15 protein-coding genes and 1 tRNA gene are annotated in these 18731 nt (G+C 60.3%); 14 read left to right on the top strand and 2 right to left on the bottom strand.

Annotation, left to right across the window (positions count from 1 at the left end; all coding sequences use genetic code 11):
* Positions 1–126: 126 nt before the first annotated feature.
* Positions 127–2739: a DNA mismatch repair protein MutS gene (gene mutS / locus ACESMZ_RS04255; protein ID WP_372957376.1), complete on the bottom strand. Its 2613-nt coding sequence runs from the start codon at positions 2737–2739 to the stop codon at positions 127–129.
* 175 nt (positions 2740–2914) lie between these two features.
* Here mutS and ACESMZ_RS04250 point away from each other — a divergent pair, with 175 nt between their 5' ends.
* The 3 genes from ACESMZ_RS04250 to ACESMZ_RS04240 all read left to right on the top strand — a co-directional run bounded on the left by ACESMZ_RS04250 (position 2915) and on the right by ACESMZ_RS04240 (position 5085).
* The gene (locus ACESMZ_RS04250) at positions 2915–3412 is read left to right on the top strand and encodes a CinA family protein (RefSeq protein WP_372957377.1); all 498 of its coding nucleotides are present in this window, start codon (positions 2915–2917) and stop codon (positions 3410–3412) included.
* Positions 3413–3536: 124 nt separating this feature from the next.
* Entirely contained in the window at positions 3537–4589 is a 1053-nt protein-coding gene (gene recA / locus ACESMZ_RS04245; RefSeq protein ID WP_372957378.1) for a recombinase RecA, read from the top strand.
* A 25-nt stretch (positions 4590–4614) separates the two neighbouring features.
* Positions 4615–5085 carry a flavodoxin family protein gene (locus ACESMZ_RS04240; protein WP_372957379.1) on the top strand — a complete coding sequence of 157 codons (471 nt, stop codon included), beginning with the start codon at positions 4615–4617 and terminating at the stop codon, positions 5083–5085.
* A 62-nt stretch (positions 5086–5147) separates the two neighbouring features.
* Here ACESMZ_RS04240 and ACESMZ_RS04235 read toward each other — a convergent pair whose 3' ends face one another.
* Positions 5148–5432 carry a hypothetical protein gene (locus ACESMZ_RS04235; RefSeq protein WP_372972250.1) on the bottom strand — a complete coding sequence of 95 codons (285 nt, stop codon included), beginning with the start codon at positions 5430–5432 and terminating at the stop codon, positions 5148–5150.
* A 266-nt stretch (positions 5433–5698) separates the two neighbouring features.
* Here ACESMZ_RS04235 and ACESMZ_RS04230 point away from each other — a divergent pair, with 266 nt between their 5' ends.
* The 11 genes from ACESMZ_RS04230 (at position 5699) to ACESMZ_RS04180 (ending at position 18731) form a co-directional block, all read left to right on the top strand.
* Positions 5699–8110 (top strand): Lon protease family protein, encoded by a 2412-nt coding sequence (locus ACESMZ_RS04230; RefSeq protein ID WP_372957381.1) that lies wholly within the window; start codon positions 5699–5701, stop codon positions 8108–8110.
* Between the two features lie 96 nt (positions 8111–8206).
* The gene (gene fixJ, locus ACESMZ_RS04225; RefSeq protein ID WP_372957382.1) at positions 8207–8833 is read left to right on the top strand and encodes a response regulator FixJ; all 627 of its coding nucleotides are present in this window, start codon (positions 8207–8209) and stop codon (positions 8831–8833) included.
* A gap of 44 nt (positions 8834–8877) precedes the next feature.
* Complete coding sequence (locus ACESMZ_RS04220; RefSeq protein WP_372957383.1) at positions 8878–10479, top strand: response regulator; 1602 nt, start codon at positions 8878–8880, stop codon at positions 10477–10479.
* Between the two features lie 137 nt (positions 10480–10616).
* Positions 10617–10693: transfer RNA gene (locus ACESMZ_RS04215), tRNA-Asp, on the top strand.
* Positions 10694–11060: 367 nt separating this feature from the next.
* Positions 11061–13127 carry an NADPH-dependent 2,4-dienoyl-CoA reductase gene (locus tag ACESMZ_RS04210; protein WP_372957384.1) on the top strand — a complete coding sequence of 689 codons (2067 nt, stop codon included), beginning with the start codon at positions 11061–11063 and terminating at the stop codon, positions 13125–13127.
* A 195-nt stretch (positions 13128–13322) separates the two neighbouring features.
* Positions 13323–14591 (top strand): DNA repair protein, encoded by a 1269-nt coding sequence (locus ACESMZ_RS04205; RefSeq protein ID WP_372957385.1) that lies wholly within the window; start codon positions 13323–13325, stop codon positions 14589–14591.
* 97 nt (positions 14592–14688) lie between these two features.
* Positions 14689–15573: an NAD(+) kinase gene (locus ACESMZ_RS04200; RefSeq protein ID WP_372957386.1), complete on the top strand. Its 885-nt coding sequence runs from the start codon at positions 14689–14691 to the stop codon at positions 15571–15573.
* Positions 15574–15575: 2 nt separating this feature from the next.
* A complete protein-coding gene (locus tag ACESMZ_RS04195; RefSeq protein ID WP_372957387.1) occupies positions 15576–16586 on the top strand; it encodes a metallophosphoesterase in 1011 nt (336 codons plus the stop codon).
* Positions 16587–16591: 5 nt separating this feature from the next.
* Entirely contained in the window at positions 16592–17455 is an 864-nt protein-coding gene (locus ACESMZ_RS04190) for a rhomboid family intramembrane serine protease (RefSeq protein WP_372957388.1), read from the top strand.
* Positions 17456–17623: 168 nt separating this feature from the next.
* The gene (locus ACESMZ_RS04185; RefSeq protein WP_372957389.1) at positions 17624–17884 is read left to right on the top strand and encodes a YeaC family protein; all 261 of its coding nucleotides are present in this window, start codon (positions 17624–17626) and stop codon (positions 17882–17884) included.
* Entirely contained in the window at positions 17850–18731 is an 882-nt protein-coding gene (locus ACESMZ_RS04180) for a DUF2797 domain-containing protein (protein ID WP_372957390.1), read from the top strand. The genes ACESMZ_RS04185 and ACESMZ_RS04180 overlap by 35 nt, the downstream gene beginning before the upstream one ends.

Genomic DNA, 18731 nt, shown 5'->3' with positions numbered 1-18731 from the left:
CGGGCGAACCTTCGCGGCGTTGCTACCACCCTTCATTCTGATCGTTAATAATCGGCGCCGGATATTGTAGGGAGCGGCCGCGTGCCCCGCAAGCGTCTCGGCGCTATAACCTTATGAGCAGTGCGCTCAGCTCTTCAGCATGCGGCGCAGTTCATAGAGCTGTTCCAGGGCCTGGCGCGGGGTCAGGTCGTCCGGGTCCAGGGCTTCGAGTGCCCGCTCTGCAGCGCTGGGTTCGAGGCTGGCGAACATATCACCCTGAAACGCATCCGATACCGCTGGCTGCTGGGGCTTGCCGGTAGCCGGCTGCGTTGCCAGGCTCACCGGACCGCTGCTTTCGCCTTCAAGGCGCTGCAACTGCTGGCGGGCATGCTGGATCACGCCGTGGGGCACACCGGCCAGCTGCGCCACCTGCAGGCCATAACTCTGACTGGCGGGGCCATCATGCACAGTATGCAGGAATACGATGCTGTCTTCGTGCTCGGTGGCAGTCAGGTGCACGTTGACCGCATGCTCGAGCTGGTCAGCCAGCTGTGTCAGCTCAAAATAGTGGGTGGCGAACAGGGTGTAGCAGCCGATCTCCCGGGCCAGGTGCTCGGCCGTCGCCCAGGCCAGTGACAGGCCATCAAAGGTACTGGTGCCCCGGCCCACTTCGTCCATCAGCACGAGGCTGTGGGCAGTGGCATTGTGGAGGATGTTGGCGGTTTCGGTCATTTCCACCATGAAGGTGGAACGGCCACCGGCAATATCGTCCGAGGACCCCATCCGGGTGAAAATGCGGTCCACCGGACCGAGCACGGCGCGGTCAGCAGGAACAAAGCTGCCGCAGTAAGCCAGCAGGGCAATCAGGGCGGTCTGGCGCATGTAGGTGGACTTGCCGCCCATATTGGGGCCGGTGATCACCAGCATCCGGCGCTGATCGTCCATCAGCACATTGTTGGGCACAAAAGGCTCGTCCAGCAGCTGTTCCACCACCGGATGACGGCCGGCGTCGATATCCAGGCCGGGTGCTTCGCGGAATTCAGGGGCGGTCAGGCGCAGGCTGGTGGCCCGCTCGGCGAAGTTCGCCAGCACATCCAGCTCCGCCAGGGCCTGGGCGCTGTCCTGCAGTGGTGGTAGCTGCTCGGCCAGACGCTCCAGCAGTTCGTCGTAAAGGCCCTTTTCCCGGGCCAGGGCGCGGCTCTTGGCACTCAGGGCCTTGTCCTCGAATTCCTTGAGTTCTGGTGTGATAAAGCGTTCGGCGTTTTTCAGGGTCTGGCGGCGGATGTAGTCCACCGGGGCCTGGTCAGACTGTGCCCGGCTGATCTCGATGTAATAGCCGTGAACCCGGTTATAGCCCACCTTCAGGGTGCTGATACCGGTACGCTCCCGTTCACGGGTTTCCACGTCCAGCAGGTACTGGCCGGCGTTCTCGCTGATGTTGCGGAGCTCATCGAGTTCGTCATCGTAGCCCTCCCGGATCACGCCCCCGTCCCGGATAACCACCGGGGGGTTGTCGTTAATCGCCCGCTCCAGCAGGTCGCTCAGTTCCGGGTATTCGCTGATGGTGGTGGCCAGGCGGACAACATGGTGGGAGTTGACCGGGGTCAGCGCCTGCTGAAGGTCTGGCAGGGCGGCGAAGGCGTCCCGCAACCGGGCCAGGTCGCGGGGCCGGGCCGAGCGCAGGGCGACTCGTGCGAGAATGCGCTCGATATCACCCACCCGTTTGAGCAGCTCGTGGACCGGCTCATAGTGAAAGCCATCCAGCAGGGCGGCTACGGCGTGCTGACGCTGGCGCACCTGTTCCGCGTCCCGCAATGGCCGGTTCAGCCAGCGCCGGAGCTGACGGGCCCCCATCGCTGTCGCGGTGCGGTCCATTACCCAGGCCAGGGTGTGCTGGTGGCCGCCCAGCAGGTTGGTGTCGATTTCCAGGTTACGGCGGCTGGTGGCGTCCAGTACCACCGCGTCTTCCCGGCGTTCCCGGGTAAGCTTGCGGATATGGGGCAGGGCCGTACGCTGGGTTTCACGGGCATACTGAAGCAGGCAGCCGGCGGCGCAGATGGCCAGGGTCAGGTCTTCGCAGCCGAAGCCGGTCAGGTCCCGAACCTGCAGTTGCTGGGTCAGCAACCGGTGTGCTGTGTCGCCCTCAAACAGCCAGGGTCCCTGGCGCCGTATGCCATTGAGGCCTTCCAGCACATCCTGGTAGGGGAAGTCCTCGCTGATCAGTACCTCCGCCGGGCTCACTCGCTGGATTTCCTCCTGCAGGGCGTCGACCCCCTCAATCTCTGCAACGGCAAAGCGTCCGCTGGAAATGTCCAGGGTGGCAATGCCGAAGCCGTCGCGGCTGTGGTGAATCGCCAGCAACAGGTTGTCTCTGCGGTCTTCCAGAAACGCCTCGTCGCTGAGGGTGCCCGGGGTAATAATGCGCACGACCTTGCGCTCGACTGGACCTTTCGCGGTGGCCGGGTCGCCGATCTGCTCACAGATGGCGATGGACTGGCCGGCGCGAACCAGGCGGGCAATATAGTTCTCGGCCGCATGGTAAGGTACCCCGGCCATGGGGATGGGGCTGCCCCCGGACTGGCCCCGGGCCGTAAGGGTGATGTCGATGAGCTCAGCCGCCTTTTTGGCGTCGTCATAGAACAGCTCGTAGAAGTCCCCCATGCGGTAGAACAGCAGTTCATTGGGGTGCTCGCCCTTGATCTTGAGGTACTGGCGGATCATGGGAGTATGCTGGGAATAATCTTTCTGGGCTGCCGACATGAAAACGTCCGGTTAAAGTTGTGCGGTCTCTGTCTGGAGTCTGGTTACTGCCCGTGTAGAATCGGACGATTACCGGCCAGTGTTCTGTCTGCGTACGCGGGAACCAGGGCCGGTGCGGGCAGGCCCACCGGATTGTAAGAGAAACGGCCAGCGGATGAAATGAGGAGGCGTGTGAATGCTCAGGGAAACAACCCTTCAACAAACGGTTCAACAGCTTGGTGACCTGCTCTCCCTGAGGGGGGAAACCGTCGTGACAGCCGAGAGCTGCACCGGTGGCTGGCTGGTCAAGGCGCTCACTGACAGGGCCGGGTCGTCGGCCTATGTTCTCGGCGGATTGGTCACTTACAGCAACAGTATGAAATGTGACCTGTTACAGGTTCCGTCGGCGGTGCTTGCGGAGCATGGCGCTGTCAGTGAGCCGGTGGTGCGACAAATGGTGGCAGGTGCCGTGCGTGCCAGCGGTGCCCACTACGCCATAGCCACCAGCGGTATTGCCGGCCCCGGAGGCGGCAGCGAGGACAAGCCGGTAGGCACGGTCTGGTTCGCCTGGGGGGCGCCGGGCACGGGTATTGTTGCCCAGCGCTGTCACTTCGAGGGCGACCGGGACGCGGTGCGCCGCCAGAGCGTGGTCTATGCCCTGCAGGGGTTATTTGACTATCTTCAGAAGCTTTAGTCGTCTGTTATGGCGGGCTTGTTGGAAGGGGGTTGGTCTGCCGCCGCGACTGTGTTTTAATACTGTTCAAGTATACAGTAACCGGCCCGGGTAGATGGCCAGGACTTATTGAGGATCTGTACCGATGGAAGACAATCGCAAGAAAGCACTGAACGCCGCACTGAGCCAGATCGAACGCCAGTTCGGCAAGGGCGCCGTCATGAAAATGGGCGACCATCCCCGGGAAGCCATCCCGGCGGTTTCCACCGGTTCACTGGGGCTGGACGTGGCGCTGGGCATCGGGGGGCTCCCTTATGGGCGGATTGTGGAAATCTACGGTCCGGAGAGTTCCGGTAAGACCACACTGACCCTCCAGGTGGTGGCGGAGGCCCAGAAGCAGGGCAAGACCTGTGCGTTTGTCGATGCTGAGCACGCCCTGGACCCGGTGTATGCGGAAAAGCTGGGCGTTAACGTGGACGATCTGCTGGTTTCCCAGCCGGACACCGGTGAACAGGCCCTGGAAATTGCCGACATGCTGGTCCGCTCCAACGCCGTTGACGTGATCATTGTCGACTCGGTGGCGGCACTGACACCGAAAGCGGAAATTGAGGGCGAGATGGGCGACAGCCACGTTGGCCTGCAGGCGCGCCTTATGTCACAGGCACTGCGCAAGCTGACCGGTAACGTCAAGCACGCCAACTGTCTGTTGGTCTTCATCAACCAGATCCGCATGAAGATCGGCGTGATGTTCGGCAGTCCGGAAACCACCACCGGTGGTAACGCCCTCAAGTTCTACGCCTCTGTCCGCCTGGATATCCGCCGTATCGGCTCGGTGAAAGAAGGCGACGAAGTGGTGGGTAACGAGACCCGGGTGAAGGTGGTCAAGAACAAGGTATCGCCCCCCTTCAAGCAGGCTGAATTCCAGATCATGTATGGCAAGGGCATCTATCACATGGCCGAAGTGCTCGACATGGGTGTGAAAGAAGGCTTTGTGGACAAATCTGGTGCCTGGTACGCCTATAAGGGTGACAAAATCGGGCAGGGCAAGGCCAATGCTGCCAAGTTCCTTGAAGAAAACCCTGAAGTGGCGACCGAGATCGAGACAGGCATCCGTGAGAAACTGATGCCCAAGCCGGTGCCCAAGGAGAAAGCTGCTGCCGAAGCAGCGGCGGAAGAAACCAACGACGAACTGCTCTGATTGTCCGGCAGGCCAGGAGCGCCTTATGGAAGACTCCAGAAAACTGCTGATCGTGGCCCACGCCCCTTCGCAAAATACTCGCAGGTTGCGGGATGCGGTCGCAGAGGGCGCCAGTCACCCGGACATTGAAAATGTGGAGGTCCGGGTGCTGGCTCCGCTTGACGCGGGGCCTGAGGACGTACTCTGGTGTGACGCTCTCCTGCTGGGGACCACCGAGAACCTGGGCTATATGAGTGGCGCCCTCAAGGACTTCTTCGATCGCAGTTATTACCCCTGCCTGGAGAAAACCCAGGGGTTGCCCTTTACCTTTTATATCCGTGCTGGTCACGATGGTACCGGCACCCATCGCGCCATAGAGAGTATTACCACTGGGCTGCGCTGGCGCCAGGTACAGGAGCCGCTGCTGTGCCGGGGTGATTTCCGGGACGAGTTTGTGGATCAGTGTCGCGAACTGGGCATGACGCTGGCGGCCAGCCTGGACGCGGGACTGCTCTGATCACCGTCTGCGGTTACCCGACTGGTTGCCGGTCCCTACATTGGCGCCACATCTGCTGATGGTCAGGCGTTGGTGCTGATGTTGCGGCCCCGGCGATCCTCCAGTTCGGCGGGCTGGCGGGTCCTCGGGTTCAGCAGTTTTGGGCTCCGCCGGCTGCCTTTGTGCCGCCGGTCCGGCCCCTTGAAGGGTAACTGGCGGCGACGACGGTCCGGTTGCATCCGGCGGTCGGAAACAGCTTCGGCCGGTACCGGTCGGGCGTCTTCTACCCGCACGACCTCTTTTGCCGGTGCTCTTTTCATCTGGTCCAGCGCTGAAAGCGAATGTGTCAGCGTTTTCAGAATGTCCACAAGTCTTCTCCTTGCCAGGTTCCCGGCGTGCCGGGCCGACAGCGGAATGCGGCCTGCTTCAGCCTCTTCCGGATTTTGCCTCCAATCGGTTTATCGACGGATTCTGGTCAAACTTTAATCAAAGCTGTGTGTTCCTGCACAGGCGGCCCCGGTTCTTATACGGAACGCGACAGTCGTTCGCCAACGTCCTACAATGGCGGGTTCTCCGGGGCCGGAAAATTCCGCCCATATCCTGACACCCCAACCGGCAACAACAGGACATTACATTGAAGGCATTGCCCCTGAATCAGCTTTACAAGGCTTGCGTACTCAAGGACCTCCCCTTCAAGACCACCCGACAGCTGGATCCCCTGGCTGAAATCGTGGGTCAGAACCGGGCCCAGGAAGCGGTCCGCTTTGCGCTATCCATGCCTCACGGGGGCTATAACGTCTACGCCGTGGGTCGTAATGGTCTTGGCAAGCGCACCATGATGCTGCGTTACCTGGAACACCACGCCGATGAAGAGCACCGGATTCACGACTGGTGTTACGTCGCCAATTTCGACGATCCCAGGGTGCCCCGGATGTTGCGACTGCCGGCGGGTGAGGGCGCAAACCTCAAGCAGGACATGGAAAAGCTCATGTCCCGGCTGGTGAAGATGATTCCCCAGACCTTCGATAGCGACAACTTCCTTGAACGTGCCGAACAGCTGAAGAATGAGTATGGCAAGAAACAGGAAGATGAACTGGAGAAAGTGGCTAACCAGGCAAAACGCAAAAAGGTCAGCCTGACCCTGACCACCCCTGGTGGCTACCGCCTGGTCGCCATGAACGGTGACGAGCCCCACACTGCGGAAACCTTTGCACAGCTGACCGAAGCACAGCGCGACAAGTTTGAAGACGACATCAACAAGCTGGAGAAAAAACTGCGTCAGGCGGTTCGCAAGATTGCCGACTGGGAGCAGGAGTACGCCGAGAAGCAGCAGGCCCTGAACCAGGAAACCCTGGAATCGATTTCGGGGCACCAGATCGATGAGCTGACGGCCCGCTACGAGAGTCTGCCGGATGTGGTCGCCTATCTGGAGGCCGTGCGCAAGGACCTGGCGGAAAACCTGGACATCTTCCTGGACGACAACGAGGAGCAGGCAGCCATTGCCTATGCCTCCCTGGACAAGAAAATGCCCCGCCGTTACCTGGTTAATCTTCTGGTACACCAGAAAACGGATGAGGTGCCTTTGGTGGTGGAAGACAATCCCACCTACCACAACCTGTTTGGCTACGTGGAGAATGTCACTTTCAAGGGCACTGTATTCACTGACTACTCCCTGATCCGTCCGGGTAGCCTGCACCGGGCCAACGGTGGCTATCTGCTGATGGATGCCATCAAGGTTCTTGAGCAGCCCTTCGTGTGGGATGGCCTCAAACGGGCCTTGCGTGGAAAATCCATTATGATCAATTCCCTGGAGCGGGAGCTGACCCTGTCCGGCACCATCTCCCTGGAGCCGGAAGCGATTCCGCTGGACGTCAAGATCGTCCTGTTCGGTGACCGGGAAACCTGGATGCTGCTACAGGAATACGATCCGGAGTTTGCGGAACTGTTCCGGGTAACCGCCGACTTCGAGAACGAAATGCGGCGGACTCCGGAAAGCCAGGTGTTGTATGCCAAGTTCATTGCCAGCCTGGTGCATGAAAAGTCCCTGCTGCACTGTGATCGCAAGGCGGTGGCCAGGATTATCGAATACAGCTCCCGTACGGCGGAGCACCAGGCCAGGCTGTCACTGCACGCGGCGGATATCGCCAACCTGCTGCGGGAGTCGGACTACTGGGCCCGCCAGTCCGGTGCCAGGCTGATCCATGCGGATCATGTGGAGCAGGCCCTGACCAGTGCCCGATACCGCAGCAGCCGGATACGGGACCAGTTCTACGACGCCATTCGTGACGGGTCGACCCTGGTAACGACCCAGGGCAGGCGTACCGGCCAGGTCAATGCGTTGTCGGTTCTTTCCACCGGCGGTTTCGAATTCGGTCTGTCCAACCGGGTCACCGCAACCTGCTACTACGGTGACGGTGATGTGATGGATATCGAGCGGGACGTCAAGCTTGGCGGCAATATCCACTCGAAGGGGGTGATGATACTCAGTGCCTGGCTGTCGTCGCGGTTTGCCCGCAAGGATCCCATGCACCTGTCTGCCAGTCTCACCTTTGAGCAGAACTATGGTGAAGTTGACGGTGACAGCGCTTCGGTGGCGGAGCTGTGCGCCCTGGTGTCGGCCCTTTCTGATATTCCGGTACGCCAGGACCTGGCCATCACCGGGTCGATGAACCAGTTTGGCGAGATCCAGCCCATCGGTGGCGCCAACGAGAAGGTGGAAGGGTTTTTCGAGACCTGCGTCATAAAGGGCCTCACGGGAACCCAGGGAGTGATCATTCCCGCCACCAATGTGCAGAATCTGATGCTCGACAGTCGGGTTGTAAATGCTGTCCGGGAAGGGCAGTTCCATATTTATTCGGTCAATACCGTCGAGGAGGCTATCGAGCTGCTTCTCGGCAAGCCTGCGGGCAGGGCCGACCGCAAGGGTAACTACCCGCGGGGCACCGTATTCGCCACCATTGCAAAGCGTCTGGCGGACATGCGGGAGCATGAGCGTCAGGAGCATGAAGCGCACTCAGGGGCTGCAAAGGACTCTACGATCCATTAACCTTTTGGAAACTACCGGATACGTCCCGGATCCGCAGGACGGTTCGGACAGGTGCCCGGTTTCGTGTCAGGGCCAACCATCACAGGAGCGACAACAATGACAGACATCCAGCAAACCGTGTATGTGGTCGAGGACGACGAGGCGGTACGCGATTCACTGGAACTTCTGCTGAAGTCTGACGGCAAGCAGGTAAAAACCTATCCCAGCGCCACCGATTTTCTGGGCGACTATTCGGAGGATATGGCTGGCTGTATCGTGCTGGATATCCGCATGCCGGGCATGGATGGTATGGAGCTGCAGAAAAAGCTCAATGCCCGACACTCGTTGTTGCCCATCATCTTTGTGACCGGCCACGGGGACGTGCCCCTGGCGGTAGACGCGATGAAGGAGGGGGCTGTTGATTTTATCCAGAAGCCATACCGGGAAGAGGCCCTGCTGGAAAAGATCGAGTCCGCCCTCGAGCGGGACCGGGAACAGCGGAAAACCCTCAGTGAACGGCAGGAAATTGTTCGCAAGATCAAGACGCTGACTCCCCGTGAAACTGAAATCATGGAACGGATGATCGCCGGTCAGGCCAACAAGGTGATCGCCATCGAGCTGGATATCAGCCAGCGCACCGTGGAGATTCACCGCTCCCGGGTGATGCACAAGATGGGCACCCACTCCCTGGCTCACCTGGTACGCATGGTGTTGTCCGTAAAGGACCTTATCGACGTCGGATGAAATACCGCCCATCATCCCGGTACCTTTTCAACCGGCAGTAACCTATGACTGATCAGGCCAGTACCGAACCCACGGTGCTACTCGTTGACGATAACGCCCAGAACCTCAAGGTCCTTTATGAAACGCTGAAGGACCGGGGCTATCGCCTGCTGATCGCCAACGACGGTGAAAAGGCGCTGAGCCTGGCTCAGCGCCACCATCCCGAAGTCATACTGCTGGATATCATGATGCCGGACCTGGACGGTTACCAGGTCTGTGAGCGCCTCAAGGCCGACCCGGCCACGGCGGATTCCGCTGTGGTGTTCCTGTCTGCCCTGGATGATGTAGACGCCAAGTTGCGGGGTTTCTCCCTTGGTGGTGCTGACTATATCTCCAAGCCCTTCCAGGCCCAGGAAGTCATTGCCCGGGTGGGCACCCACGCACGGGTGATCCGCCTTGAGCGTGCGTTGCAGCAGCGTAACCGGGAGCTTGAGAGTGACCAGACCCGTATTCTCAACGCCATCAGTGAGGGCATCTACGGCCTGGACGCCGAGGGCAATATTGCTTTCGCCAATCCAGCGGCGGGTCTGATCAGCGGTTGTAGTGTGGAAGAGCTGATTGGTCAGAACTTCTTCGAGTTTCATTTTCGGCAGCCTGCCCCCTGCTCCGGTGAGCTCTGGCAGGGCGCCGATACCGCGGAAACGGAAGAAGGTGGTGACCCCGGCCTGCTACCTGTGCAGGCGACCTGCAGCCAGGGTATTGCCGAGCACCAGCGCAACGTTACCCTTTACCGTGCCGACGGCTCCGCCTTCCCGGCGGAATATCGTGCCACGCCGAAGAAGGAGGGTGGTCAGCTCACCGGTGCCGTGGTGGTCTTCCGGGACATCACGACCGAACTGGAAAGCGAACAGGCCCTGGAAGACGCCCGCAACCTGGTTCAGGAGCAGCGAGATCAGCTGGCCCACGCCTCTCGCATGGCCACGATGGGCGAGATGGCAGCCGGTTTTGCCCACGAGGTGAATCAGCCCCTCACCGCAATCACCAACTATGCCCGCGTGACTCTACGCATGCTCCGGACCGATGAGCCGGACCCGGAACTGCTCTCCCAGACCCTGGAAAAAATCGAGGCACAGTCCCATCGCGCCAGTGAAGTGGTGCGGCGCATACGCGGCTTTGTACGGAAGCCGGCAGTCGGCAAGGAGGTGCTTTCAGTGGGGGGGCTGCTGGAGGAAACCCGCCAGTTTGCGGAGGTGGATGCCCGTAACAATGATGGCGGTGTGGAGATCCGGGTGGCTGAGGATGTGCCGGATGTGGTGGCCGATCCCATCCAGGTGCAGCAGGTGGCCCTGAATCTGATCCGTAACGCACTGGAATCCACTCGTAGTGCCGGTTCACGGGAGCCGGTATCGGTGGCTGCCCGTATGCTGGATGACCAGACAGTTCGGATTGATGTTCGCGACCATGGTGAGGGCCTTCCCGAGGATGCAGAGCAGAAGCTGTTCCTGCCGTTTTTTACCACCAAGAAGGAGGGTATGGGTATTGGCCTGACACTGTGCCGGTCCCTGATTCAGGCCCAGGGTGGTGAGATTGGTTTTGAGCGCCCTGAGGGTGCAGGTGCGGTGTTCTATTTCACGTTGCCGGTAGCGCCGCCGGGGCGGGAGAACTAATTTCCGAAAGTTTTCGGTAAAAGCGTTGACATGCCGGGCGCCATCTTTATAATGCGCCCTCGTTGTCACAGAGCAGTCACGCAGACTTCTCAACTGGAATCTCCTCCTTCGGTTTCAGGTTGGTGGCGACACAGCGCGGAGCGGTAGTTCAGCTGGTTAGAATACCGGCCTGTCACGCCGGGGGTCGCGGGTTCGAGTCCCGTCCGCTCCGCCATTTTTTCTCTCCTTGTTTTCCAGTTCTTATCTCGGTTTTTTTGGTTAGTTCCGGGCTCGATGTGGGGCAGCGGTCCGTTTCCTGTTTTATCAAAAATCTTTCATCGTCTCTTGAGCTCTTGTGAGCAAATCTCTACTTTAGTCGTGCATTGGCGCAGCAGGTCAACTCCGCAGTTCGTCTTCTTCAGGACTGCAGGTTTTGGGGCAGGGGCCGCCACCGGGGGTGTTTTTCCAGGACACGCCGTGAATCCATCCCTGGAGGCTCTTCAAAAACGTCCCTGTTTTTGAAGGTCCCGGAAAAACACCCCCGGCACCGGCCCTCGAACTGCGGGGTGGCCCTTTCATTAAAAGAAACAGAGAGACCCGAAATGACGACCTCCGCACAGCCGGGCAAAGCCCGCTACCCGCATCTTCTTGAACCCCTGGACCTGGGGTTTACCACCCTTCGTAACCGCACCCTGATGGGTTCCATGCACCTTGGCCTGGAAGAGCGCCCCAATGGTTTTGAGCGCCTCGCCGCATTTTATGCCGAGCGTGCCCGGGGTGGTGCCGGTCTGATTGTGACCGGTGGCATTGGCCCCAATGTTGAAGGCTCGGTCGGCCCCGGTGCGGCCAAGATGACCAATGAAGAAGAGTCCGACCAGCATAAGGTGATTACCCAGGCGGTCCATGAGGCCGACGGCAAGATCTGTATGCAGATCCTCCATGCCGGTCGCTACGCCTACCATCCGAAGCTGGTGGCACCCTCAGCCGTGCAGGCGCCGATCAATCCGTTTACACCCAACGAATTGGACGATGCAGGCATCGAGAAGCAGATCGACGACTATGTGACGGCATCAGTGCTGGCTCAGCGCGCGGGCTATGACGGCGTCGAGATCATGGGTTCAGAGGGCTACTTCATTAACCAGTTTATCGTCGAACGTACCAACAAGCGTTCTGACCGCTGGGGTGGCAGCTACGAAAACCGTATCCGTCTGCCCATCGAGATTGTCCGCCGGGTGCGGGAAAAGGTCGGCCCGAATTTCATCATTATCTACCGCCTGTCCATGCTGGACCTGGTGGAAGAGGGCAGCACCTGGGATGAGGTGGTTCAACTGGGGAAGGCCATAGAGCAGGCCGGTGCAACCATTATCAATACCGGTATCGGCTGGCACGAGGCCCGTGTGCCTACCATTGCCACTTCCGTACCCCGGGGTGCGTTTACCGAGGTGACCGCCCGCATGAAGCGGGAAGTGTCGATTCCGCTGGTGACCACCAACCGCATCAATATGCCCGACGTGGCTGAGCAGATTCTCGCCTCCGGCGAAGCGGATATGGTGTCCATGGCACGGCCTTTCCTGGCGGACTCCGACCTGGTGCTGAAAGCTGCAGAAGATCGGGCTGACGAGATCAACACCTGCATCGGCTGTAACCAGGCCTGTCTGGATCACACCTTCTCCGGCAAACTCACCAGTTGTCTGGTGAATCCCCGTGCCTGTTATGAAACCGAGCTGAACTACACACCGGTCGTGCAACCGAAGAAACTCGCAGTGGTTGGCGCGGGCCCTGCCGGCCTGGCCTTTGCCACGGCAGCGGCCCAGCGTGGTCACCAGGTGACACTGGTTGACTCCGCAGATGAGATTGGTGGTCAGTTCAATCTGGCCAAGCGCATTCCGGGCAAGGAGGAGTTCCACGAGACCCTGCGCTACTACCGGGTCATGCTGGACAAGCTGGGTGTCGATGTCAGGCTGGGCGTGCGCGCTGATGTGGAAATGCTGAAACAGGGCGGGTTCGACGAAGTTATCCTGGCGACAGGCATCAAGCCGCGTACCCCGGAAATTGAGGGTATCGACCACCCGAAGGTGATTGGTTACATCGACGCCCTGCTTGAGCGAAAGCCCGTCGGTAAGCGTGTTGCTGTCGTAGGCGCCGGCGGTATCGGCTTTGATGTGTCCGAGTTCCTGGTTCATCAGGGCACGTCGGTCTCCCTGGACAAGCATGCGTTCATGAAAGAGTGGGGCGTGGACCTGTCCGTCGAGCACCGGGGTGGTGTTGAAGGGGTTGACCCGGACGTGACGCCGCCAGCCCGGGAAATCTGGCTGCTTCAGCGTAAGGCTTCCAAGGTCGGCAAAGGCCTGGGCAAGACCACCGGCTGGATTCACCGATCGGCCCTCAAGATGAAAGGCGTGCACATGGTACCGGGCGTTACCTACCGTCGGATTGATGATGAGGGGCTTCATGTGACGCTGGCCGGCAGGGATGGATCCGAAGAGGAGCGGGTGCTGAATGTGGATACCGTTGTAATCTGCGCCGGCCAGGAGCCCCTGCGGGAGCTGCAGGCGGAGCTTGAGGCGACCGGGGTGCCGGTACACCTGATCGGTGGGGCTGATGTGGCGGCGGAACTGGATGCCAAGCGCGCCATTGACCAGGGCTGCCGTCTCGCGGCTGCAGTGTGATGGATGCCGCCCGCAGGGGTGATACTCCTGCCGGGCGGCACTTAGTCACAAATTCGCACAGATCTGTGCTGCCGCAGAACGACACTTCTGGCTAAAATGCGTCACAACCTGCACACTGAAGTGCCAGGCGTATGGTTGTGACCGGTTGGTTTGCGGCATGGTCGGTAACTCAGGTAATGCTCGTGGAGGCGTTGAATGGCTTTAGCCGATCCATCGGAGGACGGATACGCTGCAGTGTTTCTGATGGATGGAATCGACGTGGCCCGGCAGATGCGGGCGACCGAGTTTGATGCCTTTCTCGACGGTTATGTCGGGTTGTCAGACCTTGCGGATACCGATGTGCGAGCTGTCTTCGTCCAGTTGGGTGATGACCTTCTGGTGCGTGGGTTGGTGTTCTTCCGCATTTATTTCGACGAGGAAGGAAGGGCAGACAGCCACTGGAACATTCCGGTAGAGTCCCTGGCCAGCAATGGTTCTGCCGGACCGGACATGGGCGCGGGGCCGATCCGCCTGGTCTGTCGCAGCCTCTGCCCGGAGAAGCGCTTCCGTTCCGAACTCTGGGACCCGGACATGACGCCGGGCTCGAACCACTTCCAGTCAATCCGCAAGGCCGTAGAGGCCAACCACCTCAAGTACAAGCGCAAAACCCGGGGTGGTGATGACCCGATCCCCGTGCTGCGTACTGCTCTGGGCAAACCCGATGCGGACATCGCCGCCCGCGAGGCCACCGCCCAGCGTAATCGTCTGGCTCACATCATTCGTGAGCAACGCCTTCGTATCAAGACCTTGCAGAGTGCCCACCAGGATTCCCTGGCGGCCATGCAGCGCGAACATCGCCTTGAGCGCCAGGCCTGGCAAGAAGAAAAGGCCGAGCTGGAAAGGCAGCTGGAGCGGGCAAAGCTGGAATCCGGCAAGCTGAAAAAGCGTCTTGAGCGCCGTGACCAGCAGGTGGGTGAACTGCGCAAGCAACTGGAAGAGATACAGACGCTGGTGTCCGAGGGACCGGCGGGCCTGGAGGAGGCCGCCCAGGCGGAAGTGGTCCTGCTGCGGGAGCAGCTTGAACGCAAACAGCGGGAGCTGGACAGCCAGTCCAGGACTAACCGGGAACTGGAGTCCGCCCTGGGCGAGGCCCGCAGACAGGCGCCTGACGAAGACAGCCTCGTTCGCCAGTTGCAGGACCAGAAAGTGTTCCTTGTTGGCTACCATGCCGGGGTCGGGCATCTGACCCTGCCATTCAACGACCTGCGCCGTTACTTCGACAACCCCACCGGGTATGCCGCCGAAAAATGTGGGCTGTCAGAGCCTGCCTACCGCCGCTGGCTGGATCACTACGAGAACCCAGTATGCCGGGCTCCCGGCAGCCGTGACGGGGAGATCTGTGGTCAGCCGGTGATGCGCATCGGTCAGCCGGCGGACTTCGAGCCGGGCGTCCATGACCGGTGTGACAAGCACGCGTCTCCATGATCCTGTCGTCCGGCGGGACAATCCTTTTCAGAATTGTGGCGTAATTCGTTAAGATGGTCGGGCAACACCCGCGCCACTGACCAGACTGAGAGCTTTAATGGATCAATTCAGGAATATCGGAGTTATCGGCCGCATGGGCAGCGTCAAGGTGGTCGAGACGCTGCGGGCCCTCCGCAGTTATCTGCTCAGCGAGAACTACCAGGTTATCCTCGAGCAGGACACCGCCGGCATGCTGCCGGGCCATGGCCTGCAGGTTGCCAGCAAGAAGCTCATGGGTGAAATCTGCGACCTGGTGATCGTGGTTGGTGGTGATGGCAGCCTTCTGGGTGCCGCGCGGGAGCTCGCCAAGTCCAAGATTCCGCTGCTGGGGGTGAACCGGGGGCGTCTGGGCTTTCTCACTGACATTTCGCCGGCTGACCTGGAAAAGCGTCTGGGTGAGGTGCTGCAGGGGGAGTACATCGAGGAGAACCGCTTCCTGCTGGATGGCAACCTGGAGCGGGACGGACAGCCCCTGGGCTTTGGCAGCGCCCTGAACGACGTGGTGTTGCACCCGGGCAAGTCCACACGGATGATCGGCTTTGATCTCTATATCGACGGTCATTTCGTCTACAGCCAGCGCTCCGATGGCCTGATCGTGTCCACGCCCACCGGGTCCACTGCCTACTCCCTCTCTGCCGGCGGTCCGATCATGCACCCCAAGCTGGATGCGGTCGTGCTGGTGCCCATGTTCCCCCATACCCTCAGTAGCCGGCCGATCGTGGTTGATGGCAAGAGTGAGATCAAGCTGGTGATCGGTGACACCAACGAAACCTACCCCCAGATCAGCTTTGACGGCCAGATGGACATTGCCTGCGCCCCGGGAGACATCATCCGAATCACCAAAAAGCCCTTCAAGATCCGCCTGATACACCCGAAGGATCATAATTTTTACGCCACCTGCCGCGAAAAGCTCGGTTGGGCCAGCGAGATAGCAGCGAGTTGATCATGGCAAGTGTACGTTCGCCCTCACGGGGCTATGACATTATCGGGGATATACACGGCTGCGCCAGGACCCTGGAACACCTGCTGGACCAGATGGGCTATCGCAAGCTGAACGGTATCTACCAGCACCCGAAGCGGCAGGCCATCTTTATCGGCGATATCATCGACCGGGGTCCCCGTATTCGCGAGGCCCTGCACCTGGTCCGCGACATGGTGGAGCATGGTTCAGCGCGAATCGTCATGGGCAACCACGAATACAACGCCCTGGGGTACTGCACCCGCGCACGGCCAGGTAGCGGCAAGACCTTCCTGCGGGAACACAATGCCCGCCATGACCGGCTGATCCGGGAAACCCTGGAGCAGTTTGACCATTACCCCCACGAGTGGAACGAGTTCCTGGAGTGGTTCTACGACATTCCCCTGTTCATTGAGGAGGATGAGTTCCGGGCGGTACATGCCTGCTGGGATGAGCGGCTGATTCGTCAGTTCCTGGAAACCCAGGGTAGCCCCTGTATCGACGAGGATTTCCTCCATGCGTCGGCGGCCATCGAGTCCTTTGCCGGCCAGGTCATGGACACCTTGCTGCGGGGCACCGACCTGCCATTACCCGATGGCATGTCCATTACAGGGCGTGACGGTTATACCCGCAAGTTTTTCCGCACCAAGTTCTGGGCCGATGACCCCCGCACGTACGGAGACGTCGTGTTCCAGCCGGACCCGCTGCCGGAAGAGGTAGCCCGTCGCAAACTGTCGGAGAAAGAGCGGCGGGAAATCCTGCGCTATCCACTTGGCGAACGCCCGGTTTTTGTCGGTCACTACTGGATGGAAGGCGAACCGGCCCCATTGAAGCCCAATGTAGCCTGCCTGGATTACAGCGCGGTGAAATACGGCAAACTTGTGGCCTATCGCATGGATGGCGAACAGGAACTGCTGCCGGAAAAATTCGTCTACGTGAATGTGGAGCGGCCGGAGCTCAGCGGCAGCTTCCAGACTGAAGACAGCGTGGCGAGGTAAGGGCTTTGCATCGAATCAAGGAACTGGCCCCGGAAGTTGACCTGGCCGGGTTCAGCACCTGGCTGGGCCAGCAGGGCGTTCAGCACCGGATCACCCGTGAGCCTGACAGCCAGGTGCTGTGGCTGGCCCATCCGGAGCAGGCAGAGCCGGTACTGGCAGCGCTGGAGCAGTACATGGGCGACGACAATGTACGGGAGCGGGTGAACCAGGCCGGACGAGCGCCGGTGCGTGGCGGCCGTTGGCAGCCATCCCCCCGGCATGCACCCCTGGTATTCGCCATGATCGCGATCGCGGCGGTGGTAGCCTGGGTAACGGGCCTGGGAGAAAACCTGGTGTCGGCCCTGCTAATGTACGTGGATCCCCGTTTCCATGACTGGCAGAGCTTTCAGGGCCGCGTGGCGGGCCTGGCAGACACCCTGGCGTCAGGGCAGATCTGGCGCCTGATCACGCCGGACTTTCTCCATTTCAGTGTGATGCACATCCTGTTCAACGCTGTGATGCTCTGGTTCTTGGGAAGTCAGGTGGAATGGATGGACGGCAAGGGGCGGTTCGTGGCGCTGTTCCTGGTTACCAGCCTGGCTTCCAACACGCTCCAGTATCTGGTGTCTGGTCCCCTGTTCGGCGGGCTTTCCGGGGTGGTATATGGTGTGCTCGGGTACTGCTGGCTGAGCCAGCAGCGTCAGCCCCGCTTTCAGTTTCCCCCGGCGCTGGTGACCTTTGCGCTGGTGTGGATGATTATCGGATTCACGCCCCTGCCGGAGGCGCTGGGCATTGGGCGTATGGCCAATGAAGCTCACCTGGGCGGTTTCCTTGGTGGTCTGGTGATGGCCCTGCTGGTGCCGCCGCCAGGGCAGCGGCGCGCGGCCTGATCGCTGTTGGCTGGGCGCCGGCATAAAAAAGCCCCGCCAGTGGCGGGGCATGAAATGAGCTCGGAAGCTCCTGATGAGAGAGAACCAAATGAAACGACCGCGTCATTTGGTGAAGTAATGATAATCATTTTCGTTTAAGGCTGTCAAACCCATTGCGGGAGTTTTTTCATGACTTACGAGGAATTAATTCAAAGGCTCGATCCGACGGTCTATCAGAACCTGCGCCGGGCGATTGAACTGGGTAAATGGCCTGATGGTCGCAAGGTAACCGATGAGCAGCGTCGCACCTGCCTCGAGGCAGTGATCCATTACGAGCAGACCCACAATATCCCGGAACCGGATCGGGTGGGTTATATCGAGCGCAACAACTGTGGTTCCGGCTCATCCGGCAAGGATGACGGGCCCGAGACCATCCGTATTGTCAGCTGAGGTACCCTTGAATCAATTGCAAGAGGCCAGTGGCCGGCTCGTGAAAATGCCGGCTGCGCCAGATCAGCCGGTAAGCTACCGGCTTCGGGTAGGAGACAGCGAACTGCCCCTGAACGACCTGCTGGGCCAAACCATCGAAATTGCCTGCACTGGCGAGATCCGTTGTATCCACTGTAACCGCAAGACCAGCAAGAGCTTCAGCCAGGGCTACTGCTATCCCTGTTTCAAGCGTCTGGCGGCCTGTGATACCTGCATCATGAGCCCCGAAAAGTGCCATTATCATCTGGGTACCTGCCGCGAGCCGGAGTGGGGCGAGACCCACTGTATGACTGGCCACGTGGTCTACCTGGCCAACTCCTCGGGGCTGAAAGTCGGCATTACCCGGGCCAGCCAGGTTCCCACGCGCTGGATCGACCAGGGTGCCGTTGCCGCGATACCCATGGTGCGGGTGGCTACCCGGTACCTGGCGGGGTTGGTGGAAGTGGCCTGCAAGCAGTATGTGGCTGACCGGACCAACTGGCGCACCATGCTCAAGGGCGAGGCGCCGGCACTGGACCTGGTGGCCGAGCGGGCAGGGTTACTGGATCTTGTACGCCCGGACCTGGAGCGGCTGGCTGCGGAGCACGGCCAGGGCAGCATCGAGGTGGCAGACGACCCCGTCTTGCAGCTGGACTACCCGGTTGTTACCTGGCCGCAGAAGATCAAGACTCATAATCTGGACAAGGAGCCCGTGGCAACCGGCGTGTTACAGGGCATCAAGGGGCAGTACCTGATGCTGGACACGGGCGTTATCAATATTCGCAAGTACACAGCCTATGAGGTCCGTGTACGGGTTCTGTCGGAGTAA

The organism is Marinobacter sp., assembly GCF_041690615.1.
In the GTDB taxonomy this organism is placed as follows: domain Bacteria; phylum Pseudomonadota; class Gammaproteobacteria; order Pseudomonadales; family Oleiphilaceae; genus Marinobacter.
This window is presented reverse-complemented; position numbering and strand designations above follow the sequence as displayed.

Excerpts from the sequence above, each read along its gene's own strand:
- ACESMZ_RS04205 (WP_372957385.1), top strand. The coding sequence starts at position 13,323 with ATGGCTTTAGCCGATCCATCGGAGGACGGATACGCTGCAGTGTTTCTG.
- fixJ (WP_372957382.1), top strand. The coding sequence starts at position 8,207 with ATGACAGACATCCAGCAAACCGTGTATGTGGTCGAGGACGACGAGGCG.
- ACESMZ_RS04220 (WP_372957383.1), top strand. The coding sequence starts at position 8,878 with ATGACTGATCAGGCCAGTACCGAACCCACGGTGCTACTCGTTGACGAT.
- ACESMZ_RS04210 (WP_372957384.1), top strand. The coding sequence starts at position 11,061 with ATGACGACCTCCGCACAGCCGGGCAAAGCCCGCTACCCGCATCTTCTT.
- ACESMZ_RS04180 (WP_372957390.1), top strand. The coding sequence starts at position 17,850 with ATGACGGGCCCGAGACCATCCGTATTGTCAGCTGAGGTACCCTTGAAT.
- ACESMZ_RS04185 (WP_372957389.1), top strand. The coding sequence starts at position 17,624 with ATGACTTACGAGGAATTAATTCAAAGGCTCGATCCGACGGTCTATCAG.
- ACESMZ_RS04240 (WP_372957379.1), top strand. The coding sequence starts at position 4,615 with ATGGAAGACTCCAGAAAACTGCTGATCGTGGCCCACGCCCCTTCGCAA.
- ACESMZ_RS04195 (WP_372957387.1), top strand. The coding sequence starts at position 15,576 with ATGGCAAGTGTACGTTCGCCCTCACGGGGCTATGACATTATCGGGGAT.
- ACESMZ_RS04200 (WP_372957386.1), top strand. The coding sequence starts at position 14,689 with ATGGATCAATTCAGGAATATCGGAGTTATCGGCCGCATGGGCAGCGTC.
- recA (WP_372957378.1), top strand. The coding sequence starts at position 3,537 with ATGGAAGACAATCGCAAGAAAGCACTGAACGCCGCACTGAGCCAGATC.
- ACESMZ_RS04250 (WP_372957377.1), top strand. The coding sequence starts at position 2,915 with ATGCTCAGGGAAACAACCCTTCAACAAACGGTTCAACAGCTTGGTGAC.
- mutS (WP_372957376.1), bottom strand. The coding sequence starts at position 2,739 with ATGTCGGCAGCCCAGAAAGATTATTCCCAGCATACTCCCATGATCCGC.